Origin of the sequence: Terrabacter sp. C0L_2 (assembly GCF_036352015.1) — a bacterium.
Taxonomy (GTDB): domain Bacteria; phylum Actinomycetota; class Actinomycetes; order Actinomycetales; family Dermatophilaceae; genus Terrabacter; species Terrabacter tumescens.
Window position 1 is genome coordinate 191,465 of record NZ_CP143557.1, and the last position, 23,195, is coordinate 214,659.

At 72.5% G+C, this 23,195-nt stretch carries 19 protein-coding genes; 15 read left to right on the forward strand and 4 right to left on the reverse strand.

Annotated elements, in window-relative coordinates; genetic code table 11:
• Nucleotide 1: 1 nt before the first annotated feature.
• From U5C87_RS00935 to U5C87_RS00985, 11 genes are all read left to right on the forward strand, one after another.
• The gene (locus U5C87_RS00935) at nt 2-928 is read left to right on the forward strand and encodes an endonuclease/exonuclease/phosphatase family protein (protein ID WP_330474789.1); all 927 of its coding nucleotides are present in this window, start codon (nt 2-4) and stop codon (nt 926-928) included.
• A complete protein-coding gene (locus U5C87_RS00940) occupies nt 925-2,247 on the forward strand; it encodes an exo-beta-N-acetylmuramidase NamZ family protein (protein WP_330474790.1) in 1,323 nt (440 codons plus the stop codon). Before U5C87_RS00935 ends, U5C87_RS00940 begins: the two co-directional genes overlap by 4 nt.
• Nucleotides 2,248-2,285: 38 nt before the next feature.
• Nucleotides 2,286-4,028 carry a serine hydrolase gene (locus tag U5C87_RS00945; protein WP_330474791.1) on the forward strand — a complete coding sequence of 581 codons (1,743 nt, stop codon included), beginning with the start codon at nt 2,286-2,288 and terminating at the stop codon, nt 4,026-4,028.
• 4 nt (nt 4,029-4,032) lie between these two features.
• Nucleotides 4,033-4,932 (forward strand): MurR/RpiR family transcriptional regulator, encoded by a 900-nt coding sequence (locus U5C87_RS00950; RefSeq protein WP_330474792.1) that lies wholly within the window; start codon nt 4,033-4,035, stop codon nt 4,930-4,932.
• Between the two features lie 159 nt (nt 4,933-5,091).
• A complete protein-coding gene (locus U5C87_RS00955) occupies nt 5,092-6,030 on the forward strand; it encodes an N-acetylmuramic acid 6-phosphate etherase (protein ID WP_330474793.1) in 939 nt (312 codons plus the stop codon).
• 124 nt (nt 6,031-6,154) lie between these two features.
• Complete coding sequence (locus U5C87_RS00960) at nt 6,155-7,483, forward strand: ABC transporter substrate-binding protein (RefSeq protein WP_330474794.1); 1,329 nt, start codon at nt 6,155-6,157, stop codon at nt 7,481-7,483.
• 10 nt (nt 7,484-7,493) lie between these two features.
• A complete protein-coding gene (locus U5C87_RS00965) occupies nt 7,494-8,393 on the forward strand; it encodes a carbohydrate ABC transporter permease (RefSeq protein WP_330474795.1) in 900 nt (299 codons plus the stop codon).
• Nucleotides 8,390-9,301, forward strand: a complete 912-nt coding sequence (locus tag U5C87_RS00970) for a carbohydrate ABC transporter permease (protein ID WP_330474796.1) — start codon at nt 8,390-8,392, stop codon at nt 9,299-9,301. Before U5C87_RS00965 ends, U5C87_RS00970 begins: the two co-directional genes overlap by 4 nt.
• Before the next feature lie 13 nt (nt 9,302-9,314).
• Nucleotides 9,315-10,277 carry an N-acetylglucosamine kinase gene (locus U5C87_RS00975; protein ID WP_330474797.1) on the forward strand — a complete coding sequence of 321 codons (963 nt, stop codon included), beginning with the start codon at nt 9,315-9,317 and terminating at the stop codon, nt 10,275-10,277.
• Between the two features lie 160 nt (nt 10,278-10,437).
• The gene (locus U5C87_RS00980; protein WP_330474798.1) at nt 10,438-13,683 is read left to right on the forward strand and encodes a glycoside hydrolase domain-containing protein; all 3,246 of its coding nucleotides are present in this window, start codon (nt 10,438-10,440) and stop codon (nt 13,681-13,683) included.
• Nucleotides 13,684-13,892: 209 nt separating this feature from the next.
• Nucleotides 13,893-15,662: an alpha-amylase family glycosyl hydrolase gene (locus U5C87_RS00985; protein ID WP_330474799.1), complete on the forward strand. Its 1,770-nt coding sequence runs from the start codon at nt 13,893-13,895 to the stop codon at nt 15,660-15,662.
• Between the two features lie 297 nt (nt 15,663-15,959).
• On the opposite strand, the gene U5C87_RS00990 is transcribed toward U5C87_RS00985, so the two are convergent.
• On the reverse strand, nt 15,960-17,228 hold the full coding sequence (locus U5C87_RS00990) for an NAD(P)/FAD-dependent oxidoreductase (RefSeq protein WP_330474800.1): 1,269 nt from the start codon (nt 17,226-17,228) through the stop codon (nt 15,960-15,962).
• A gap of 140 nt (nt 17,229-17,368) precedes the next feature.
• On the opposite strand from U5C87_RS00990, the gene U5C87_RS00995 reads away from it, so the two are divergent.
• Together U5C87_RS00995 and U5C87_RS01000 are read left to right on the forward strand one after the other, a co-directional pair.
• Nucleotides 17,369-19,003, forward strand: coding sequence for a PucR family transcriptional regulator (locus tag U5C87_RS00995; RefSeq protein ID WP_330474801.1), 1,635 nt, complete (start codon nt 17,369-17,371; stop codon nt 19,001-19,003).
• A gap of 35 nt (nt 19,004-19,038) precedes the next feature.
• Complete coding sequence (locus tag U5C87_RS01000; protein WP_330474802.1) at nt 19,039-19,701, forward strand: nucleotidyltransferase domain-containing protein; 663 nt, start codon at nt 19,039-19,041, stop codon at nt 19,699-19,701.
• A 5-nt stretch (nt 19,702-19,706) separates the two neighbouring features.
• On the opposite strand, the gene U5C87_RS01005 is transcribed toward U5C87_RS01000, so the two are convergent.
• Complete coding sequence (locus tag U5C87_RS01005) at nt 19,707-20,147, reverse strand: VOC family protein (RefSeq protein ID WP_330474803.1); 441 nt, start codon at nt 20,145-20,147, stop codon at nt 19,707-19,709.
• A 137-nt stretch (nt 20,148-20,284) separates the two neighbouring features.
• On the opposite strand from U5C87_RS01005, the gene U5C87_RS01010 reads away from it, so the two are divergent.
• Entirely contained in the window at nt 20,285-20,755 is a 471-nt protein-coding gene (locus U5C87_RS01010) for a hypothetical protein (RefSeq protein ID WP_330474804.1), read from the forward strand.
• 112 nt (nt 20,756-20,867) lie between these two features.
• On the opposite strand, the gene U5C87_RS01015 is transcribed toward U5C87_RS01010, so the two are convergent.
• Entirely contained in the window at nt 20,868-21,059 is a 192-nt protein-coding gene (locus U5C87_RS01015) for a BldC family transcriptional regulator (RefSeq protein WP_045191048.1), read from the reverse strand.
• A 432-nt stretch (nt 21,060-21,491) separates the two neighbouring features.
• On the opposite strand from U5C87_RS01015, the gene U5C87_RS01020 reads away from it, so the two are divergent.
• Nucleotides 21,492-21,686: a DUF3073 domain-containing protein gene (locus U5C87_RS01020; RefSeq protein ID WP_030199226.1), complete on the forward strand. Its 195-nt coding sequence runs from the start codon at nt 21,492-21,494 to the stop codon at nt 21,684-21,686.
• Nucleotides 21,687-21,985: 299 nt separating this feature from the next.
• On the opposite strand, the gene purM is transcribed toward U5C87_RS01020, so the two are convergent.
• On the reverse strand, nt 21,986-23,116 hold the full coding sequence (gene purM / locus U5C87_RS01025; protein ID WP_330474805.1) for a phosphoribosylformylglycinamidine cyclo-ligase: 1,131 nt from the start codon (nt 23,114-23,116) through the stop codon (nt 21,986-21,988).
• Between the last annotated feature and the right edge of the window lie 79 nt (nt 23,117-23,195).

Consider the following 23,195-nt stretch of genomic DNA (forward strand, 5'->3'; position numbering starts at 1 on the left):
GATGAGCGCCCTGAAGCGGATGGCCGTGGCGACGGCACTCGTCGTCGCCACGGCCACGGCCACCGCTGCGCTGCCCGCCAGCGCTGACCTCGGCAGCGCGAACCCGCCGACCGGCCAGAGCGTTCCGCCCGTCCGTGCGGTCGTCGCGACCTACAACATCCACGCCGGGGCGGGCAGCGACAACGTCTACGACCTCGACCGGACGGCAGCCGCCATCCGTGCGCTCGACGCCGACGTGGTCGGCCTCGAGGAGGCGGACGTCCACTGGGGCGACCGCAGCCACTGGGAGGACACGGTCGCCGAGCTCGGTCGCCGGCTCGGCATGCGCACCGCCTTCGCCCCGATCTACAGCCTCGACCCGCCGACACCGGGCGCACCCCGCCGGGAGTTCGGCGTCGCGCTGCTATCGCGGCACCCGGTCGTCGCCGTCGAGAACCACGACCTGACGCGTCTGTCGACACAGGACCCGAACCCGGTGCCCGCGCCGGCCCCGGGCTTCCTCGAGGCGACCATCCAGATCGGTGGCGCCCGTACCCACGTCTACGTCACCCACCTCGACTACCGGGGTGACCCCACGGTCCGGCGGCTCCAGGTCGCCGACACCGTCGCCGTCCTAGGCGACGACCCGGTCGGCGCCAACCAGGTGCTCCTCGGCGACCTCAACGCCGACGCGAGCGCCCCCGAGCTCGCAGGGCTCTGGACCCGCCTGCGTGACGCGTGGGCCGTGGCGCCGACCCGCGACGGCGAGCCGGGCCTCAGCTACCCCGCCATCAACCCCACCAAGCGCATCGACCTCGTCGCGGTCTCCCCCGGCATCGACGTCATCGACGCGACCACCGCCCACGACCCCACCCTCGTCGGCGCGAGCGACCACCGAGCTGTCGCCGCGACCGTCCTGCTCGACCAAGGATCGGAGAGCTCCAGATGACCAACCTCAACCGCAGGCAGCTGCTCACCGCCGGCGCCCTCGGCGCCGTCGCCATCCCCGCCACCGCCGCGGGTTCCGTTGCAGCACAGACCGGCCCGACGGCATACGCCAGCAACTACCCCAACAACCCGGTGACGACGGGTGCCCAGAGCGCGGCCGCCGCGAAGTGGTCCGCCCTCTCGGGACAGAAGGTCGGGGTCATCACCAACCCGACCGGCATCCTCACCAACCTGCGCACCGTCGTCGACGAGATGCACGAGTCCGGCGCCGTCGACATCGTCGGCGTCTTCGGCCCCGAGCACGGCTTCCGCGGCACGGCGCAGGCCGGCGACTCCGAGGGCAACCACACCGACCCGCGCACCGGGCTCATGGTCTACGACGCCTACGGCGCCAACGCGGCCAAGATGACGACGCTCTTCCGCACGGCGGGCGTCGAGACCGTCGTCTTCGACATCCAGGACGTCGGCGCGCGCTTCTACACCTACATCTGGACGATGTACACGGCCATGCGCGCGGCCGTCGCCGTCGGCGCCCGCTTCGTCGTGCTCGACCGCCCGAACCCCATCGGCGGCAAGGCGATCGGCCCGATGATGACGACGCCGTGGAGCTCCGGCGTCGGCGCCAAGGAGATCGTCCAGGCGCACGGCATGACGGTCGGCGAGCTCGCCCGCTACTTCGACGGCGAGTTCCTCACCGCCGACGCGGGCGGCCGGCTCACCGAGCTGTCCGTCATCGAGGTCAAGGGCTGGCGACGGGACGTGCCGTATGCCGTCACGGGCCTGCCGTGGGTCATGCCGAGTCCCAACATGCCGACTCCCGACACCGCGCTGGTCTACCCGGGCACCGGGATGTTCGAGGGCACCAACCTCTCGGAGGGCCGTGGCACGACGCGGCCGTTCGAGCTCGTCGGAGCACCGTTCGTCGACTACAAGTGGGCTGAACGTCTCGCAGCGCTCGACCTCCCGGGCGTCGGCTTCCGCGAGGCCTACTTCTCCCCGACCTTCAGCAAGCACACGGGCAAGGTCTGCGGCGGCGTGCAGGTCCACGTGACCGACCCCGCGACCTTCGACCCGATCCGATCCACCGTCGAGATGCTCGTGGCGGCCAAGGCGCTCTACAGCGAGTTCGAGTGGCGCTACGACTCCTACGACCCGGCCCGGCCGTACTGGATCGACAAGCTGACCGGCTCGCAGCGGCTGCGCACCCAGATCTCGGCCGGCGCCCCCGCCGACGAGGTCGTCGGCGCCTGGCAGGACGAGCTCGCGGCGTTCGACGCCCGCCGCCGTCAGTACCTCATCTACCGCGGCCCGGCGGCCTGAGCGCGCACCCCACGCGTCCCCGACAATCCAGGAGTGACATGCGACTGCGCACCCTCGTCCCGGCCGCCCTCGGCAGCCTCGCCCTCGCGGGCAGCCTCGTGACGGCCGGCCCCGCCGGCCGCGCCGCGGCCGACGACTTCAGCAAGCCCGACCGTGGTTTCGCCCCGCCCAACACCGTCCTGTCCGACCCGAGCCCCGCGTCGGTCGGCCTCGACCCGGCACCCATCGCCGAGGCCGTGGCGCAGATCCACGGCCACGAGCAGGTGGACGCGAGCGGGCACCCCCTCTTCGCCGGCGCCGTGGGGATCATGGGCCACGAGGGCCGCATCGTCGAGCGGGACGCGAGCGGCTGGGCGCTGCGCTACGCCGACGCGACCACCGAGCTCCCCCGCGACCAGTGGGAGCCGATGCGCACCGACACGATCTTCGACCTCGCCTCGGTCTCGAAGCTCTTCACCTCGATCGCCGTCGTCCAGCTCATCGAGGAGGGCCGCGTCTCCCTCGAGAGCCCGGTGGCGGCCTACCTCCCCGAGTTCGCGGCGAACGGCAAGGAGTCCGTCACCGTGCGCCAGCTGCTGACGCACACGTCGGGCTTCACGTCGTGGCTCCCGCTGTGGAGCAAGTGGCCCGACAAGGCCTCGCGCATCAAGGCCGTCATGGACCAGCCGCTCACCAACGCGCCGGGCTCGACCTACCTCTACAGCGACCTCAACCTCATCACCCTCGGCGTCATGGTCGAGAAGCTGCGGGGCGAGCCGCTCGACGCCGTCGTGCACGACCGCATCACCGCGCCGCTCGGCATGAAGGACACGGGCTACAACCCGACCGACAAGGCCCGCGCGGCCGCCACGGAGTACCAGACGGCCCCGCCGCGCGGCATGGTGCGCGGCGAGGTCCACGACGAGAACGCCTGGTCCCTCGGCGGCGTCGCCGGTCACGCCGGCGTCTTCTCCACCGTCGACGACCTCGCGGTCCTGTCGCAGGCCCTGCTCAACGGCGGCGCCTACCGCGGCGAGCGCATCCTCAGCCGCAAGAGCGTCGAGGCCCTCATCACCAACTTCAACGAGGCCTTCCCCGGCGACTCCCACGGTCTCGGCTTCGAGCTCGACCAGCGCTGGTACATGGACGCCCTGAGCGGCCCGCGCACCGCCGGCCACACCGGCTACACCGGCACCTCGATCGTCATCGACTTCACGTCCCGCTCGTTCGCCATCCTGCTCACCAACCGCGTGCACCCGTCCCGCAACTGGGGATCGATCAACCTCGCGCGGCGTGAGTGGGCGCACGGGCTCGCGGCGGCGATGGCCATCCGCCCCCGCCACGGCGACACCGCCTGGTTCACCGGCGGCGACAACGCGACGACGACCACGCTCACGACACCGGCCCTGCCGGTGGGCCCACGCGGCGCCCGGCTCGGCTTCGATCTCTTCCTCGACACCGAGGAGACCGACCTGCTCCACCTCGAGCGCTCGACCGACGGTGGCGCAACGTGGACGGCGCTGCCCTTCGACGTCGTCGACCGCGGCACCACCGAGACCGCCGACGGCGTCGTCTCCGGCTCCGGCACCAGACGCTGGGTGCAGGTCCGGGCCGACCTGCCCGCCGGCTCGCAGCAGCTGCGCTGGCGGCACACGACCGACGGCGGCTACCTCGGACGCGGCGTCGCCGTCGACGACGTCGTCGTCCAGGGGCCGGGCGGCGTCCTGCTCGACGGCGAGAAGACACCGGACGCCTTCACCGCAGACGGATGGCGCCTGTCCGGTCGCGACGCCGTAGCGTAGGCCCATGCCCAGGACCGAGGACGGGGCCTCGTCCCCCGCAGGCGCCGCGAGTGCATCGCTGCTCATCCGCCTGCGGGGGATCAAGCCCTCGCTGTCACCAGCCGAGGACCGTGTCGCCGACATCGTCCTCGCCGACGCGCGCCGCGCGGCCGGGCTCACCATCAGCGAGCTCGCCACCGCGGCGCGCACCTCCGAGACGACGGTGCTGCGCTTCTGCCGCCGGCTCGGGCTCCCGGGCTACCCCCAGCTGCGGCTCGCCCTCGCCGAGGAGTCGGCGCACCCGCGCACGATGAACCGGAGCGGCACCGACATCAGCGCGAGCGACACCATCGACGACATCATCGCCAAGGTCGCCTTCACCGACGCGAGCGCCGTGGAGGAGACCGCCCAGCAGCTCGACCGCGAGGCCCTCGCGTCCGCCGCCGCCGCCATCGCCAAGGCCGGCCGCGTCGACATCTACGGCATCGGCGCGAGCGCCATAGTGGGCACGGACCTTCAGCAGAAACTGCACCGCATCGGCATCGTCGCCTTCGCCTGGAACGACCCCCACATCGCCCTGACGAGCGCCACCCTGCTCGGCCCGGGCGACATCGCCGTCGGGATCTCCCACTCCGGCACGACGTCCGAGACCATCGAGGCGCTGGCGGCCGCGCGCTCCACGGGTGCACGCACCGTCGCGATCACGAACTTCCCGCTCTCGCGGCTCGCGTCGGGCGTGGACTTCCTGCTCACCACCGCCGCGCGAGAGACGAGCCTGCGCTCGGGCGCGACGGCCAGCCGCATCGCCGCGCTCACGGTCATCGACTGCCTCTACATCGCCGTCGCCCAGCGCAACCTGCGCCGGGCCCGCAAGGCCGTCGCCGACACGCGCGAGGCCGTCGCCGGCCACCACGTCACCGACTGACCCTCGAGCCAGGGACTGCGCCTCGCGGCATACGCAGCTGGGCAACCGGCTTCACGAGACGCGAAGCGCGGCCCCTGGCACCGACCCGGGTCGACGTGACCGGAATGTTACTCATTTACAGCATTGACGCCTCGGGCGTAGGAAACTAACCTCGCTCGGGTGAGCAGCGAGGTGACCGTGGACGCCCCCACCGAGGAGCGCCATCCGGGGACGACGTCCATCGACACCCACACCTCCCTCGACATCCTCCGGGCGCTCAACGCGGAGGACGCCACCGTCGCCCGGGCCGTCAGCGAGGTCCTGCCCGACCTGGCCCGCCTCGTCGACCTGGCCGTCGAGTCGCTCCGCGCCGGCGGCACCGTCCACTACTTCGGCGCCGGCACGTCCGGCCGCCTCGCGGTGCTCGACGCGGCCGAGCTGCGCCCCACCTTCAACGCCCCCGCCGGTCTCGTCGTCGCCCACCACGCCGGCGGGCCCGAGGCACTCCTCCAGGCCGTCGAGAACGTCGAGGACGACGTCGACCTCGGCCGGTCCGAGGCGGACGCCCTCCGACCCGGCGACGTCGCCATCGGGCTCACGGCCTCAGGGCGTACGCCGTTCGTGGCCGGCGCTCTCGCGCGGGCCCGCGAGGTGGGCGCCGTGACCGCCCTCGTCACGGCCAACCCGGCCGCCGAGCTCGCCGTCCACGCCGACATCCTGCTCGCCGTGCGCACCGGCCCCGAGGCCCTGACCGGCTCGACCCGCCTCAAGGCTGGCACCGCCCAGAAGCTCGTCCTCAACTCCTTCTCGACCGCGGTGATGATCCGGCTCGGCCGCACGTGGAGCAACCTCATGGTCGACGTCGTCGCGACGAACGCCAAGCTCCGCGGCCGGGTCCTGCGCATCCTCCGCGAGGCCACCGGCGCCGACGCCGACCAGGCCCGCGACGCACTGGACGCCGCGGACGGCGAGCTGAAGCCCGCGCTGTTGTCCATGCTCGCCGGCGTCGACGCCACGACCGCCCGCGACGCCATCTCCGCCCACGACGGCTCGGTCGCCCGTGCCCTGGCCTCCCTGGGCGGCCAGGTCCCGCAGGCCGCCGCCGAGCCCACCGCCTGACGCCGCACCCGCCCCACACCACCCGACACGACACGACACGAAGCCTCGAGCCCGACCCCGGTCCCCCTCACCCCACCCCCGTGCCCACCCGAGGCACCTCGCAGAACCCGACAGGAGCACCACCATGACGTTCGCCTCACGCCCTCCCGGCTCGTCGCGGCGCGCACGCCGCACGGTCCTCACGATCGCCGCGCTCTCCGGAGCCCTGCTCGTGACCGCCTGCTCGCCCTCCTCGTCGGGCTCCTCGGACTCCACCGACGCGGGTGGTGACGGCAAGGTCACCCTCACGGTGTGGTCGTGGCGCGTGGAGGACGAGGCGGCATACAACAAGATCTTCGACGCCTACGAGAAGGCCCACCCCAACGTCAACGTCGACTTCAAGGCCTTCAAGGCGACGGAGTACAACAAGATCCTCGCCACCGGCCTGGCCGGCTCGAGCGGCCCCGACGTGCCGCAGGTGCGCTCCTACGGCCAGCTGCAGGGCACCGTCGCGAGCAAGTCTTTGCTGCCCCTCGACGGCAAGGTCGACCTGGCCGGCTGGGACGAGAACGTCGTCGCGAGCGCCAAGGGCAAGGAGGACGGCAAGACCTACTCCGTGCCGCTCGCCCGCCAGACGGTCCAGATGTTCTACAACCAGGGCCTCTTCGACAAGTTCGGCCTCAAGGCCCCGACGACGTGGGACGAGTTCCTCGCCGCCAACGACAAGCTCATGGGGGCCGGCGTCACGCCGATCGCCGTCGGCGCCAAGGACGACTGGACGCTGCCGATCGTGCACGAGGTGCTCGCCGGCTCGCGCTTCGGCGGCAAGGCCTTCCAGAGCGAGGTCCTGTCGGGCAAGAAGTCCTTCACCGACCCCGACTGGGTAGCGTCCGTCAAGGTCGTCGGCGACCTCGAGAAGTACATGCCCAAGAACGTCACCGGCGTCGCCCAGACCGACGCCCAGACGCTCTTCTCTGCCGAGAAGGCCGCGATGATCCCGGGCGGCAGCTTCGACCTGTCGGTCCTGCAGAAGGCCAACCCCGGCATGAAGATCGGCATCTTCCAGGTGCCGCCGGCCCCGGGCTCGCCGAGCGGCTCGAGCGCGACGACGGCAGGATGGGCCGATGGCAACTTCGCCGTCTCCGCCAAGTCGAAGCACCCCAACGAGGCCACGGAGCTCGTCAAGTGGATGACCTCCAAGGAGTTCGGACAGATGGTCAACGACGACATCAAGCAGATCTCGGCCGTGCCGGGCGTCGAGCCGACCGACCCGCTGCTCAAGCAGATGAGCGACAACTACAACAACTCCGGGTCGCCGTACCTGCTGCTCACCGACTTCCGCTACGGCGCACCGTCGGGCACCGACCTGCTGGGCAAGGGCCTGCAGCAGATGCTGCTCGGCTCCAAGGACGCCGCCGGCGTCAGCCAGGACCTCGACACGGGTGTCAAGACCTGGTTCAAGCCGAGCGCGTGACGGATCCCGCATGAGGCGCCGCACCGGCCTGGTCTTCGTCGCGCCGGCGCTCGCGCTCTTCGCGGTGTTCGTGCTCTACCCGATGGTGACGGCGTTCTCCTACGCCTTCTTCCAGTGGCAGGGCACGACTCGCGGAGAGTTCGCGGGGGCCCAGAACTTCGTGACGCTCTTCACCCGGGCCCCCTTCACGACCGACCTGCCGCAGGCCCTGCTGCACAACGTGCTCTTCTTCCTCGGCACGATGCTCATCCAGAACACCTTCGGCCTGACGATCGCCTACCTGCTCTACAGCCGACCGCGCAGCCGTCGGGTGCTGCAGACGCTCTACGCGATGCCCTACCTCGTCAGCCCGATCGTCATCGGCTACCTCTGGACCCTGCTGCTGTCGCCGACCTTCGGGCCCGTCAACACGCTGCTCACCAAGGTCGGCCTCGAGTCGTGGGCCCTCCCGTGGCTCGGCGACCCGAAGACCGCGATCTGGGTCGTCATCCTCGTCAGCGTGTGGCAGTGGATCGGCTTCCCGGTGTTGCTCTACGGCGCGGCGCTGGGTGGCGTCCCCGAGGAGCTGACCGAGGCCGCCCGCGTCGACGGCGCGACCAACCGGCAGGCGTTCTTCAAGATCACCCTGCCGCTCCTCGTGCCCGCCATCGGCACGGTCTCGGTGCTGACGTTCATCTTCGCGATGGAGGCCTTCGCCCTGCCGTACGCCTTCGGCGGTTCGACCGGAAACCCCGCGGGCGCAACGGACTTCGTGTCGCTGCTCTTCTACCGCACAGCGTTCGACTCCGGCGCGACCGATGCCATCGGCAGCTCGTCAGCCCTCGCGACGCTGCTCTTCCTCATCATCTTCGGCGGCGCCTACGCCGCCACGGCCGTGCTGCGCCGTCACGAGCGGAGGATCACCGCATGACCACCGCCGTCGTCACCACCGAGGCCCCGTCGGAGCAGGCGGTCGTCCCGACGACCCAGGGCCGCCGGGGCCGCCGCCCTTCGCGGTCCAACCGTCCCGTCGGCGGCGCGGGTGCCGGCATGCTCCTCTGGGGGTATGCCGCCCTGGCGCTCGTGCCGCTGCTGCTCATGGTGAGCAACAGCTTCCGCACCAACGCCGACCTCATCACCGACCCGCTCGGGCTGCCCACTCCCCCGACGGTGGACAGCTACGTCGAGGCGTGGACCACCGGCAACTTCGCGACGTACTTCGGCAACTCACTCGCGGTCACCGTGGGTGCCGTCGCCATCTCGACGGCGGTCGCGACGATGGCGGCCTACGCGCTCGCCCGCGGCCGGTCGCGGATCTTCCGCTGGCTCGAGTCCCTCTTCCTGTCCGGCCTCATGCTGCCGATCCACCTGGCGATCCTGCCGATCTTCTACCTCTTCGACGGGCTCGGCCTCATCGACTCCCGCCTCGGCCTGATGCTGATGTACGCCGCGTCGGGCATCCCGTTCTCGATCTTCGTCCTCACGACGTTCTTCCGGCAGCTGCCCGAGGAGCTCGAGGAGGCAGCGGCCCTCGACGGGGCGAGCAGCTGGCAGACGTTCTGGCGGATCATGGTGCCGCTCGTGCGCCCGGCGCTCGCGACGGTCGCGGTCTTCCGCTTCGTGCCGATCTGGAACGACTTCCTCTTCCCGCTCGTGCTGCTGCGCCGAGAGGAGAAGTACACCCTGCCGGTCGGCCTGACGAACTTCTTCGGCGAGAACGCGACCAACTACTCGGCTGTCTTTGCCGGGCTCGTCATCACGACCATCCCGCTCATCCTGCTCTTCCTCGTCGCGACCAAGCAGATCGTCGCGGGCCTCACCGCCGGCATGGCGAAGTGACCGGGTCGCCCGCGTGAGCGAGCCGAGCACGTCCGCGACCGGCACGGTCGTCGCCGTCGACGTCGGCGGTTCGGGACTACGCCTCCAGTCGTATGCCGTGGGGCCGGGTCCGGTGCTCGCCGCTCCCGGCGCTCGCGTCGGGGCGGGCGGGATCGACGTGGCCGCCCTCGTGGCCGACGCCCGTTCGCTGCTGGACGCTGGTGACGGCGAGATCGCCTCAGGCGCAAAGGCGCCCGAGGTGCTCGCGTGGTCCATGCGTGGGCTGCTCTTCCTCGCCGACCGCAGCGACGTGCTGCGCACCGTCGCCGAGGGCCTGGGCGCCCGGCGCACGATCGTCGTCAGCGACGCGGTCGCGGGCCTCGTCGGCGCGACCGGCCGCATCGGGCCCGGGGCCGTCGTCGCCGCGGGCACCGGGGCCGTCGCCTTCGGCACCGACTTCGACCGGCAGTGGCGCCGCGTCGACGGGTGGGGGCACGTGCTCGGCGACGCCGGGTCGGCGGCCGCGCTCGGCATGGCCGGCCTGCGGGCGGCCCTGCGCGCCCACGACGGGCTGCCCGACGGATCGCCCGCCCTGCTGGCCGCTGCCGTGGACCTGCTCGGTCCGCCTGAGGGGTGGCCGCGACTGGTCATGACCACCGCCGATGCACCTGAGCGCCTCGCGTCCGTCGCCCCGCTCGTGACGCGGGCAGCCGGGACCGACCCCGTCGCTCAGTCCCTGTGCGTGCAGGCCGGGACCGACCTCGCCGACTCGCTGCTCCGGGCGGCCGACGGGCTCGAGAGCCCGTACCTCGCCGCGACGGGCGGCCTGCTCGCCGCCGCCCCAGTGTCGGACGCGCTCGACCGGCGCCTCGCCGAACGCGGCGCCCGGCGCTCCCCCACCCACGGCGGTGCGCTCGACGGCGCCCTGCTCCTCGCCCGGCAACTGCGCGACACGGGGCACGTGCCCGAGCACCCGGCATACGTCCTGACGCGGTGAACAGGGACCGGTGCGCACGTGGGACCGGTGGGGCGATAGGGGCCCGTGGGGCCGCTGACCGCGATACCGTCGCGGGGGTGGCGTAATGGGTGTTTTGTGCCGCGGCGACAGGGACCGCGGCTGGACCGTACGACTGCCGTGACGTTCGAGAGGTTCTGACATGACCGCTGCATGGTGCCGACTCACGGCTCTCGCCGGTGCTGCCGCACTGGCCCTCGGTGGCGCGACCACCGCGACGGCCGAGCCGGTCACGGCCTCGGCGCCGGCCCTGGCCGTGCAGGCAGCGACGGCTGCTGCCCCGGCCGTCCCCGTCGGCACGCGAGCCGTGGACTACCGCGGCGTCCGCGTGTCCGTCCCCGCCGACTGGCCGGTCATCGACCTCGACGCGGACCCCACGCGGTGCCTGCGGCTCGACGTCAAGGCCGTCTACCTCGGCCGGCCCGGCAGCCAGCAGGACTGCCCCGCGCACAAGGTCGGGCGCACCGAGACCATCTGGCTGCACCCCGGGACCGACCGGGCGACGGCCGCCACCACGTCGGGGACCACTGCGCTCGGCAGGCTCCGAGCGAACACCGGGTCCGACCCCGTGGCCCGCACCAAGACCGCGCGGTTCGCCGCGCAGGACGTGCAGGTCGACGCCACGTGGGGCACCGCCGAGTCGGCCGTCGACGACGTCCTCGCCACCGCGACGACGAGCTCGACCACCAGCTCGACCACCAGTCCGACCACGACCTCCTCCACCACCTCGTCCGCGCCGGCGTCGCGCGCCGGCGCCTCCCTGACGACCGCGTCCACCGGGACCGCTGTCACGACCGCCACCACCGTCGCTGCGTCCGGCCCCCGCACCTTCACCGGCATGGGGTTCGACGCGTGCGCCGCCCCCAGCGTCTCCACCATGCAGTCCTGGCTCTCCTCGCCCTACCGCGCCGCCGGCATCTACATCGGCGGCTCCATGCGCGCCTGCCCCGACGGCAACCTGTCGTCGAGCTGGGTCAGCCAGGTCAGCACGATGGGCTGGGGGCTCATCCCGATCTACGTCGGCGTCCAGGCCCCCTGCGTCAACCAGACCGGGCTGGCCACCATCGACCCGAAGCAGGCTGCGGCCCAGGGCAAGGCGGCCGCCGCGGACGCGGCCGGCCGCGCGGCGTTCTTCGGCCTCGGCGCCGGGTCGCCGATCTACTACGACATGGAGGCCTACGCTCCGAGCGCCTCCTGCACCTCCACGGTCCTGACGTTCCTCACGGCCTGGACCCAGGAGCTGCACGCCCGCGGCTACACCTCCGGCGCGTACGGCAGCACCGGGTCGCTCATGGTCGACCTGTCCAAGGCCGTCGGCACGACGGGCTTCACGGCGCCCGACAACGTGTGGTTCGCCAACTGGAACGGCCTGCAGACCCTGTCCGACTCGGCGAAGTACCCCGCGTTCCGGGACAACTACTGGGCCAACGGCCAGCGGATCCACCAGTACAGCACCGGCAGCGAGACGTGGGGCGGCGTCAACATCAACATCGACGCCAACTGGGTGGGCGGCCGCGTCACCGGCAACCCCGTGCCGATCAGCTACGGCGCCGGCATCGTCGGCCCCGGCGGCCCGTCCTTCCTCTTCACCGGCAACATGTACTACTGGAAGCCCAACCAGGGGCAGGGCCTGCAGGGCCGCGCCTACTACACGTACACCAGCTACTCCGCGGACGGCAGCACCGAGGAGAACGGCGCGACGTGGTCGCCCAGCCTCTCGACGGGGTTGTACGCCGTGAGCGCCTACGTCCCGGCGACGGGGGCGACCGCCAACGCCCGCTACGCCGTCACCGACGCGACCGGCACGAAGACGACGTCCCTCGACCAGTCGACCCTCTCCGGCTGGGCTTCCCTGGGCAGCTACTTCGCCCGCAACGGCACGTCCGTCCGCGTCCACGCCAGCGACAGCAGCACCGTCTCCACGACCAAGCAGGTCGGGGTCGACGCGATGCGCTTCGCGCTCGTGGCGACGGCCCCGTCCGCGCCCACCTCGGTGTCGGCGGTCCCCGACAACGGCCGGGCGACGGTCCGCTGGACCGCCGCCGCCGCCAACGGCAGCCCGGTCACGAGCTACACGGTCAAGGCTTCGCCGTCGGGGGCGACGACCACGGTGTCGGGGTCGGCCACGTCGGCGACCATCACGGGCCTGAGCAACGAGACGGCCTACACCTTCACGGTCACGGCGACGAACGTCGTCGGCCCCGGGCCCGCGTCGAGCCCGTCGGCTGCCGTCCGGCCGTCGTCCTTCTCGCACGTCGTCCCCGTGACGCCGACCCGGATCCTCGACACCCGCTCCGGCACGACGACCAACCCGGTCCGAACCGCCCTCGCTGCAGGGGCAGCCCTCACCATCAAGGTGGCCGGCGCCTCCGGCTCGCCCGTCCCCGCGGGGGCGACCGCCGCGACCGTGAACCTCACCGCCACCGCGCCCCAGACGGCAGGCTTCCTCAGCGCCGACTCCACGGCCACCACCGGCAGCTCGACCGCCAACTTCGCTGCCGGCCAGACCGTGGCGAACCTCCTCGTCGGCCGCCTCACCGCGTCGGGCACCCTGACGATCGTCAACCACTCCAAGGGCACCGTGCACGTCGTCGCCGACGTCACCGGCTACCTCACCACGAGCGGCACGACCGACCGGTGGACGAGCACGACCCCGACCCGGCTGCTCGACACCCGCTACGGCACCAAGGCCAACCCGGTCCGCACCGCCCTCGCCCCGTGGGCGTCCCTGACGATCAAGGTCGCGGGCGTCTCGGGCTCGCCCGTCCCCGCGGGGGCCACGGCCGCCGCGGTCAACCTCACCGCCACCCGGCCGCAGAGGGCCGGCTTCCTCAGTGCCGACTCCACGGCCACCACCGGCAGCTCGACCGCCAACTTCGCCGCCGGCCAGACCGTCGCCAACCTGCTCGTCGGCCGCCTCACCCCCTCGGGCACCCTGACGATCGTCAACCACTCGGGTGGCACGGTCCACGTCATCGCCGACGTCACCGGCTACGTCACGGCGGCGAGCACGTCGAACCAGTGGGCCACCACGACCCCCACGCGTCTGCTCGACACCCGCTACGGCACGAAGACCAACCCGGTCCGCACCGCCCTCGCCCCGTGGGCGTCCCTGACGGTCCGGGTGGCCGGCATCACCGGCTCACCGGTCCCGGCCGGGGCCAAGGCAGCAGCGATCAACCTGACCGCCACGGCGCCGCAGCGGGCGGGCAACCTCAGCGCCGACTCCTCCGCCACCAGCGGCAGCTCGACGGCCAACTTCGCCGCCGGCCAGACGGTCGCCAACCTGCTCGTCGGCCGCCTGTCCAGCACCGGCACCATCACCATCACCAACCACTCGGGTGGCACCGTCCACCTCGTCGCGGACGTCACCGGCTACCTGCGCTGACCGGGGGCGCCGACCCGGGGGCGCTGAGCCGATCGACGTTGAGCCGGGTTCGCTGAGCGGAGTTCGCTGATCCGGGGCGCTGAGCCGGGGACGCCGAGCCGGTCGACGGGCTGACGGGTCAGGCGGGACGATCGGGTACGACACCCATCGGTCCCCACCCGGCCCGAGCCCGTCGGCTCGGGCCGACCCCTCCCGACGTCTGGAGCCCCATGTCCGAGCACGACACCCCCCGACCCGGGCTGGGCTCGATGCCGCACGAGGGCGGCACCGCCTTCCGCGTCTGGGCCCCGAACGCCGACGCCGTCGCGGTCACCGGCAGCTTCACCGACTGGTCCGAGGACGGCCACGCCATGGTCGCCGAGGAGAACGGGCACTGGTACGCCGACGTCGAGGGCGCCGGTCCGGGCGACGAGTACCAGTTCGTCATCACCAACGGCGAGCAGCGCCTCATGCGCATCGACCCGCGGGCCCGCGTCGTGACGAACTCGTCCGGCAACGGGGTGGTCTACGACCGCGAGGCCTTCGACTGGGAGGGTGACACCTTCGGCTGCCCGCCGCACGACGACCTCGTCATCTACGAGGCGCACATCGGCTCGTTCGTCGCAGCCGAGGGTGACGCGGGCGACCTCGGGGGCGTCGCCGGGAAGCTCGACCACCTCTCCGACCTCGGCGTGAGCGCCGTGGAGCTGATGCCGGTCACCGAGTTCGCGGGCGACTACTCCTGGGGCTACAACCCCTCCAACCCCTTCGCCGTCTCGAGCAGCTACGGCGGCCCGGACGCGCTCAAGGACTTCGTCAAGCAGGCCCACCGGCACGGCATCGCGGTGATCCTCGACGTCGTCATCAACCACTTCGGTCCGAGCGACCTCGCGCTGTGGCAGTTCGACGGGTGGAGCGAGAACGAGAAGGGCGGCATCTACTTCTACAACGACGAGCGCTCGACGACGCCCTGGGGCGACACCCGGCCCGACTACGGCCGCGAGGAGGTGCGCGCCTACCTGCACGACAACGTCCTGATGTGGCTCGAGGAGTTCCACCTCGACGGGCTGCGTTTCGACGCCACGCTCTACGTGCGCACCGTCGACGGCCTCGGCACCGGCGATGTGCCCGAGGGCTGGGAGCTGATGCGCTCGATCACCGGGGCGGTCCGCGAGAGCCACCCCGACAAGATCCTCATCGCCGAGGACCTGCAGTCCGACCCGGCCATCACCACGGTCGACGACGGCGGCGCCGGCTTCCACGCCCAGTGGGATCCCGGCTTCGTCCACCCGGTGCGGAACGTCCTGACCGCCGTGGACGACTCCGAGCGCTCGATGTCCGAGCTCGCCGAGGCCCTGCGCGGCAACGACGAGCCGTTCCGGCGCGTCGTCTACACCGAGAGCCACGACGAGGTCGCCGAGGGCGGCCTCCGGGTGCCCGACGAGGTCGACGGCGGCAACCCCACCGGCTGGGCGGCGCAGAAGCGCGCGACCCTCGGGCTGGCCATGACGCTGACGGCTCCCGGCGTCCCGATGCTGTTCCAGGGTCAGGAGTTCCTCGAGGGCGAGGAGTTCCGCGACACCGTGCCGCTCGACTGGGACCGTGCCGAGCAGTTCCGCGACCTCGTGCGCCTCACGGGTGACCTCATCCGGCTGCGCCGCGACGCCGACGGGGTCTCGCGCGGCCTGCGCGGCGAGGGCTTCGACGTGCTGCACCTCGACGACGAGGCCAAGACCCTCTCGTGGGCCCGCCGCTCGGGCGACGACGTCGCCGTGGTCGTCGTCAACGCCTCGGCCGAGCCGCAGGACATCACGACGGGTATGCCGTCCGCCGGGCTCTGGTCGGTCCGCTTCAACTCCGACGCCGCCACCTACAGTTCCCTCTTCGCCGGCCATGAGACGCACGACGTGGACGCCACCGACGAGCCCGTCGACGACCAGCCCGCCGGTGGCACCGTCTCCGTGGGCGCCTACAGCCTCGTCGTGCTGACGCCGGCCTGAGTCACGACCTCGACATCGGTTCGGATCGGCACCCATCCGTTCCGCGTGACGTCTCCGAACCCCTGTGGACGGCCGCCGCCGCACTGAGGGGTCCGGCGGTGGCCGTGCAGGGCGCCCGGTCGCCCTGCCGTTGCGCGGGGGGACGCGCACGGAGGCCCACCTGACGCATTCGTCAGGTGGGCCTTGTGCTGCGTGCACGCCTGCGACAGGGCCGGCCGGCGTGCTCCGACCGGCCGGCCCTGTCGACGGCGCGTCGACGGCGCGTCGACGGCGCATCGACGGCGCGTCAGCGGCGCCTCAGCGCAGCGGGTTGAAGGGCGCGAGCTGCTCGGGCGCGCGGCCGGTGACCATCTGCTCGGCGAGCAGGCGGCCGGTGACCGGGCCCAGGGTGATGCCCCACATGCCGTGACCGCCGGCGACGAAGACCTTGGGGTTCTTCGACGCGCCGATGAGCGGCAGGCCGTCGACGGTGCAGGGGCGCGAGCCGACCCACTCGTCCTGACGGTGGTCGAGGTCGGCGCCCTTGAGCAGCGGGCGGGCGGACTCGACGATGGCCTTGACGCGGCGGCGGTCGAGCGCGGCCTCGGGCTGGCGGAACTCCATCATGCCGGCGACGCGCAGGCGGTCACCGACCGGCGTGCAGGCCACGCGGGCGGCCGGGAAGTAGACGGGGCCGTTGGGCAGGTCTTCGACCTCGACGCTGAAGGAGTAGCCGCGGCCGGCCTGGACCACGCGCTTGACGCCGAACTCGCGGGCCAGCTTGCCCAGCCACGCGCCGGTCGCGACGACGACGGCGTCGTAGTGCTCGGCCTGGCCGAAGTCGTTGGTGACGAGGACGCCGGTCGGGGTGTCGGTGATGCGCGAGACGGCGCTGCCGGTGACGATCTTGCCGCCGCGGGCGGTGACCGAGTCGGCGAGAGCGGCGACGTAGGCGCCGGGGTTGATGAAGCGCTGGCCGTGCAGCACGATCGCGGCGCCGATCTCGTCGGACAGGGCGGGCTCGATGGCGCGGGCCTCGTCGCCGGTCAGGGCGTCGAAGGTGATGTCGCCACCGGAGGCGTGGATGTGCTCGATCTCCTCGAGGAGGGTCTGGCGCTCCTCGGCGGTGCGGTAAGCCGCCGTGAACGACTTCGCCTCGTACGTCTCGGCGTCGACGCCGCCGGCCTTCAGCAGGTCGAAGCTCTGCAGCGACAGGTCGTTGACGGGCACGAGGGCGCCCATCGCCTTCTTCCACGCCGTCATCGTGCTGTGGCGGGTGAAGCCGGTGACGAACCGCAGGAAGTCGGGACGCGCGCTCGGCGGCACGTAGACGGGCGAGCTCGGGCTGAACACGGCTCGCAGGCCGTACTTGAGCACGGCGGGCTCGGGCAGCGGCGTCGCGATGCCGGGGGTCAGCCAGCCGGCGTTGCCCCAGGATGCGCCGGCAGCCACGCCGTCGCGGTCGATGACGGTGACCTCGACGCCACGCTCCTGGAGGAACCAGGCGGTCGCGAGACCGACCATGCCGGCGCCGACGACGGCGACGCGCTCGGGGACGGGGGTACCGGCGGGGGTCACGGCGGGCATTCGATCGACTCCTGTGTCAGGTCTGGTGGGTGGCCTTGCCTCCATGGTGGGGCCGAAGGGACTCGCCACCATGGTGCTGCGCCGCCAACGTCTGCGCTTGTCGTTGTGCTGTCAGCACCATCACGGGACACAATGGTCGTATGCCGTCCGCCCCGTCCCGCTCGACGCGTCAGTCCGCGACCCGCACCTCCTCGACGACACCGGTCGGCCTGCCCGTCGCGCAGCTCGTGGGCACCCTGGGCGGCGGCCTGCTCACGGTCGTCGTCGACGCCGGCGGTCCGGCCGTCGACGACGTGACCCTCGCCGAGCCCGGGTCCGGCGTCTTCGGCCAGGCCGGCGACCTGCTGCTCGGGGTCGGCGTCGAGCGCCCGGCCGACGCCACCGCGCTGCTGGAGGGAGCGGCCGCGGTGGACAGTGGCGCCGTGGTGCTGCGCCGGGCCGCCGCCCGCAACCGCCAGGTGAGGGCGGCGGCGGCCCGCGTCGGCGTCAGCCTCGTTGAGCTCGCCGACCACGCGTCGTGGGCCCACGTCGTGTGGCTGCTGCGCGGCGTCCTGGACCGGGCTGCCAGCGGTCCGGCGGTGCGCGCCGAGGGACCGGTGCTCGACGAGCTCTTCGTCCTCGCCGACGCGTGCGCGGCGCTCGTCGCGGCGCCGATCACCATCGAGGACACCCAGTCGCGCGTGCTCGCCTACTCCTCGACGCAGGACGTCGCCGACCCGGCGCGCGTCTCCACGATCGTCGGGCGCCGGGTGCCCGAGGAGGTCATCGCCGGCCTGCGCGGACGCGGGGTGTTCCGGCGGCTCGCGCGGTCCGACGAGCCCTTCTTCGTCCCGGCCGGACGCGGCCTCGGCGCGCGCGCCGTCGTCCCCGTCCGTGCCGGCACCGAGTGGCTCGGCTCGATCTGGGCCGTCGTCGACGAGGAGCCCCCCGAGCCGGTCATGGCCTCCCTGGCGCAGACGGCCGCGGTCGTGGCCCTGCACCTGCTGCGGATGCGGTCGCAGGCAGACCTCGCTCGCCGGGTGTCGGCGGACCGGCTCCGGGCCGTGCTGAGTGGCGACACGCACGAGGCGGAGGGCTGGCTCCCACCCGCACCCTGGCGGGTCGTGGTGCTGGCCGGCGCCCACCGCGACCGCAGTGTCGCCGCGCGCGGGGGCGCACCCCGCGATGCCGAGCGCGAGCTCGACGTCTGGGAGTCCGCCGCGCGCCGCCGGTCGTGGCGACAGCCGCTCCTCGCGATCTTCGACGGCGTGGCGCTGACACTCGTGCGCGACGTGCCCGGAGACACCTCGCCGGGCTCGTGGGAGTGGCTGCACGGCGTCGTCGAGGAGGTCGCCGGGGTGGCCCCGACCGCCACGGCGAGTGCCGGCGGTCGGGTTTCGCGCACCGTCGACCTCGACCGGTCCCGTCGTGAGGCCACCGAGGTCCAGCGCCTACGCGACGCGGGCCGCGTCACCGGCACGACGACCACGGTCGAGGACGCCTGGGCCGCCGTCACCAACGCCCGCGCCCTCGGCGGCATCTGGACCGAGGAGCTGCTCGGCCCCGTCGCGACCCTGCGCGAGCACGACGAGGCCCACCACACGGCATACCTCGAGACGGTGGCCGCCTGGCTCGACCACCCGGGCGACCCCCGGGCGGCGGCCGCGCGGATCCACGTGCACCCCAACACGCTCCGCTACCGCATGCAGCGCCTGTCCGACGTCGTCGAGCTCGACCTGCACGACCCCGAGACCCGCCTCGCCCTGCGGCTCCAGCTGCGCGCCCTCGGCCACTGACGCCGGCCCCGACGCCCCGTCACTAGGGTGAAAGCGTGTCGACGTCCGAGAAGCGACCCGCGACGCGCCCTCCGGCCGACGAGGAGCGGATGACCCAGGAGGACTTCGAGAGGGTCTACGGCCCGCTGGACCCCATGTCCCCGAGCGAGCTGCGCGTGCTGCTCGACGGGCTGGACGTCCCGTGGTGGGTGGCCGGCGGGTGGGCCGTCGAGGCCTTCACCGGCGTGCGGCGTCACCACGAGGACATCGACGTCGCCGTCTTCCGCCGTGACCTGCCCGCCGTGCGGGCCCATCTCGAGCCCCACTTCCACCTCTGGGCGGCCGGCGACCGGGGATTGCTGCATCTCGCGCCCGGACGCGAGATGCCGGAGGACGCGGAGCAGGTGTGGTTCCGAGAGCACGCCCTGGCGCCGTGGCGCGGCGAGGTCCTGCTCAATCCCGACGTCGACGGGCGCTGGCAGTTCAAGCGCGACCCGGCGCTCGTCCTCGACCTCGACGACGCCACGTGGCAGCGCCACGGCGTGCGCTACCTGCGCCCCGAGCTCGTCCTCGCCCACAAGGTGAGGTCGACCCGCCCCAAGGACCACGCGGACCTCGAGGCCGCCCTCCCCCTGCTCGACACCACCCAGCGCGCCCTGCTGTCGCACGTCGTGAGGCAGCACGGGGCCGACCACCCGTGGGGCGCGCGGCTCGATTGAGGGGCTCAGCTCTCGCCGAGGTGCACCGTGCCGTCGAGGTCGACGTGGAAGCTCGGGTTGTGCGCGAGGTCCCAGCGGAAGCCGTCGGGGTCGGCCACGCAGGCACTGACCCCGCCCCAGTTGCGCACGGTCGGCGGCGAGACCGAGGTGGCCCCGGCGGCCAGGGCCGCGGCATACAACCGCTCGACCTCCTCGGCGTCACCCACGTTGTGACCGAGCGACACGGGTGGGGCGGACGGGCCGTGGGCGACGTCGCCGTACTCGCCCGGCATCTGCATGACGTCCCACAGCGCGAGGAGCTGGCCGGGCGCGCACTGGACGAAGCTGATCTCGCCGTCGAGGTGGAGCACGGACCGGAAGCCGAGCCCGTCGACGTAGAACGCGCGCGACCGCTCCACGTCCCGGACGCCGAGGGTGATGGCGGTGATGTCGGGAGACGTCGTCATCCCTCCACCGTAGGGCCGGCCACCGACGTCGCCGGCCCGTAAGGTCGGGGTAACCGCTGCGTCATGGAGCTCGCGCCCGCGGAGGACTTGACTCGTGGACGAGCCGGTCAGGGTGATCGGCCGAAAGGTGGAAACCCATGTCACACAATCCGATGCGGTCCAGCATCCGAGCGATCGCGGTGGCCGCGGTCGGGGTCACGACCGCCCTCGCCGGCGGCGCCGCAGCCCACGCCGGCGGCGTCTCCGGGCCGGCCTTCTACGTCGACCACGAGCTCTACCGGACGGTCGCGACGCCGACCGACCTCAGCCTCACGGGCGCCCCGGCGCAGGCGTGGGACACCATCTACAGCTTCGGCGCCGTCCAGCGCAGCGTCGCGACCGCAGCCCCGGGAGATCCCGGCTACAACGGCGGCCGCTGGCAGGTGCACGCCGTCTCGCTCACGGGCACGTACGCCGCCGCCCTGGCCGCGGGCGACCACGACCGCGACGGCGTGCTCGACGCCGCGGACGAGGTGCGGGCCGCGATCGCCGCCGGCGCGCTCGTCGACGACGGCGTCGTGAAGTACTTCGTCTGCACGGTCAACCCGGTCCCCCACGGCCAGGCCTGACCGCACACCCGCGCAGCCCGAACAACCGAGCCGGAAGCAGTCGGGGGAGGCGCACCCTGTGGCGCTCCTCCCCCGACGTCGTGACCGGCTACCCCCAACTGTTCGGTCTAGCTCAGTGCCCGCCACCCAGAAGGTCGCGAACCTCTGACTCGCGGTACCTCCGGTGCCCACCAAGGGTCCGGATCGAAGTCAGCTTGCCTGCCTTGGCCCATCGAGTGACCGTCTTGGGGTCCACTCGGAACAGGGCCGCCACCTCGGCAGGTGTCAGCAGCTTCTCGGTCTCGTGTCGATCCTGAGTCGTCATTGTCATATCCCCACCACCCTGTCGCTAGGTGCAGCGACACGCATGCGCCCCAATCGGGGCTCAGTAAAGCAAGGGTAAAGTCTCGGCCCGCCGAATGGCAGTTAAACACTGAAAAGAGTCAAATCGTCCCGGTTTCACAGGACCTGGTGTATAGGAACCCGGGGCGTCGAGGGCCACGGGACGACCCTCCCGCAGGCCCGCCCTCGACGCCGGCTCGACGACTCGCGCGACAGCTGTCTCAGGGGCTGTCCCGGTGGCTGCCCTGACGGCTCGGCGAGCCGTGGTCCCGCGGGCGCGGGATTTGCGCCACTCATGTAGCGTTAGGCCCACGAGAACACACACATTCCCGGGACCGCTACGCAGACATCGAAGAGCCATCCGGCACTTCGAGGGGCGATGCCGTCCCGGCACGACGCACGAGGGGGTCACGCCATGGGGCGCGGCCGAGCCAAAGCCAAGCAGACCAAGGTCGCACGGCAGCTCAAGTACTACACACCCGACACGGACTTGAGCGCGCTGGAGCGTGAGCTGCACGGGCCGTCGCAACGCGACGTCTCCAATCAGCCGCGATCCGTCGACGACGACGAGTACGACGAATACGGGAAGTGGGTCTCGGGCGAGCGCTGAGCTCGTCCTCCCCCTTCCGTCTGCACCTCGTGCGTCGGGTGTTCACACCCGGCGCGCGATCGGTGCTGCCCTCGAGGCAGCTGACGCGCCGGCCAGCAGCACCGGTCCGGTCGCGTCGGAGTGACGCATCGATGCCCGCGCACCCTCCTGGGGTGCGCGGGCTTCGTCACACCCTCGCGTGTATGCCGTGTCGCCGGGTCCCGACGGACGCGGGACGTTGAGGGCCGGCTGAGTGCGCTGCCCCCGGGCGCGTGATCGCGCCCGAGGCCGACCCCGCGGCCCCCTCGGGGCCAGTCTTGTCAGGCGGTCGGGTGCTCGCCGACGACCTGCACCGCGCCGCCGTCGACGCCCTTGGCGCCTCGCACGATCTCGACGCCGTCCGCGACGAGTCCACCGGCGTGCGCCCGCTCCTCGGTCGCGACCTCGCCGAGCCGCCAGGCCGCGATGCCCCGGGCCTCGCTCACCGCGATGGCGCGGTCGGCCTGGGCGGCGGGCAGCACGGCGACGAAGCCGATGCCCTGGTTGAGGGTCCGCTCGATGTCCGCCTGCGGCACGCGACCGAGGTCCTGGACCGTGCGGAACACCGCCGGCGGGGTCCACGTGCTGCGGTCGACGCGGGCAAACATGCCCATGGGCAGGACTCGGGCGAGGTTGGCGGCGAGCCCACCACCGGTGACGTGGCTGAGCGCGTGCACGTCGACGCCGTCGGTCGCGATGAGCTCGAGCAGCGGCTTGGTGTAGATGCGGGTCGGCTCGAGCAGCTCCTCGCCGAGGCTGCGGCCGAAGTCCTCGACGTGCCGGTCGAGCTCCCAGCCGGCGCTCGAGACGACGCGGCGCACCAGGCTGTAGCCATTGCTGTGCAGGCCACTGCTCGCGAGGGCCACCACGACGTCACCGTCGGCGACGCGCTGCGGACCCAGCACCGCGGCATACTCCACGACGCCGGTGGCAGCGCCGGCCACGTCGTACTCGTCGGGGTCGAGCAGGCCCGGGTGCTCGGCCGTCTCGCCGCCGACGAGGGCGACGCCCGCCTCCTCGCAGGCGCGGGCGATGCCGCCGACGATGGCGGCGATCCGCTCGGGCACGACCTTGCCGGTCGCGATGTAGTCGGTCATGAAGAGCGGCTCGGCGCCGCACACGACGATGTCGTCGACGACCATGCCGACGAGGTCGAAGCCGATGGTGTCGTGGACGTCGAGCGCCTGGGCGATGGCGACCTTGGTGCCGACGCCGTCGGTGCTCGTGGCGAGGATCGGGCGGGTCATCCGGGCGATGGCGCTCGCGTCGAACATCCCGGCGAAGCCGCCGAGGCCGCCGACCACCTCGGGGCGGGTCGCGCGGCGCACCGACGCCTTCATCAGCTCGACGGCCTTGTCACCCGCCTCGACGTCGACACCGGCGGAGGCATAGGTGATGGGGGCGTCGCTCACCCGCCCAGCCTACCGGCGCCACGAGCGCCCCTCCTCCCGCCGTCCACCGGCGAGCGGAGCGGCCTCGAGTGCTCTTGGG

Bases quoted from the DNA above. Each gene is read 5' to 3' on its own strand.
- U5C87_RS00940 (WP_330474790.1), top strand. From the start codon at position 925: ATGACCAACCTCAACCGCAGGCAGCTGCTCACCGCCGGCGCCCTCGGC.
- U5C87_RS00950 (WP_330474792.1), top strand. From the start codon at position 4,033: ATGCCCAGGACCGAGGACGGGGCCTCGTCCCCCGCAGGCGCCGCGAGT.
- U5C87_RS01005 (WP_330474803.1), bottom strand. From the start codon at position 20,147: ATGACGACGTCTCCCGACATCACCGCCATCACCCTCGGCGTCCGGGAC.
- U5C87_RS00935 (WP_330474789.1), top strand. From the start codon at position 2: ATGAGCGCCCTGAAGCGGATGGCCGTGGCGACGGCACTCGTCGTCGCC.
- U5C87_RS00980 (WP_330474798.1), top strand. From the start codon at position 10,438: ATGACCGCTGCATGGTGCCGACTCACGGCTCTCGCCGGTGCTGCCGCA.
- U5C87_RS00995 (WP_330474801.1), top strand. From the start codon at position 17,369: ATGCCGTCCGCCCCGTCCCGCTCGACGCGTCAGTCCGCGACCCGCACC.
- U5C87_RS00990 (WP_330474800.1), bottom strand. From the start codon at position 17,228: ATGCCCGCCGTGACCCCCGCCGGTACCCCCGTCCCCGAGCGCGTCGCC.
- U5C87_RS00945 (WP_330474791.1), top strand. From the start codon at position 2,286: ATGCGACTGCGCACCCTCGTCCCGGCCGCCCTCGGCAGCCTCGCCCTC.
- U5C87_RS00960 (WP_330474794.1), top strand. From the start codon at position 6,155: ATGACGTTCGCCTCACGCCCTCCCGGCTCGTCGCGGCGCGCACGCCGC.
- U5C87_RS01015 (WP_045191048.1), bottom strand. From the start codon at position 21,059: ATGACGACTCAGGATCGACACGAGACCGAGAAGCTGCTGACACCTGCC.
- U5C87_RS00970 (WP_330474796.1), top strand. From the start codon at position 8,390: ATGACCACCGCCGTCGTCACCACCGAGGCCCCGTCGGAGCAGGCGGTC.
- U5C87_RS00985 (WP_330474799.1), top strand. From the start codon at position 13,893: ATGTCCGAGCACGACACCCCCCGACCCGGGCTGGGCTCGATGCCGCAC.
- U5C87_RS01010 (WP_330474804.1), top strand. From the start codon at position 20,285: ATGTCACACAATCCGATGCGGTCCAGCATCCGAGCGATCGCGGTGGCC.
- U5C87_RS01020 (WP_030199226.1), top strand. From the start codon at position 21,492: ATGGGGCGCGGCCGAGCCAAAGCCAAGCAGACCAAGGTCGCACGGCAG.
- U5C87_RS00965 (WP_330474795.1), top strand. From the start codon at position 7,494: ATGAGGCGCCGCACCGGCCTGGTCTTCGTCGCGCCGGCGCTCGCGCTC.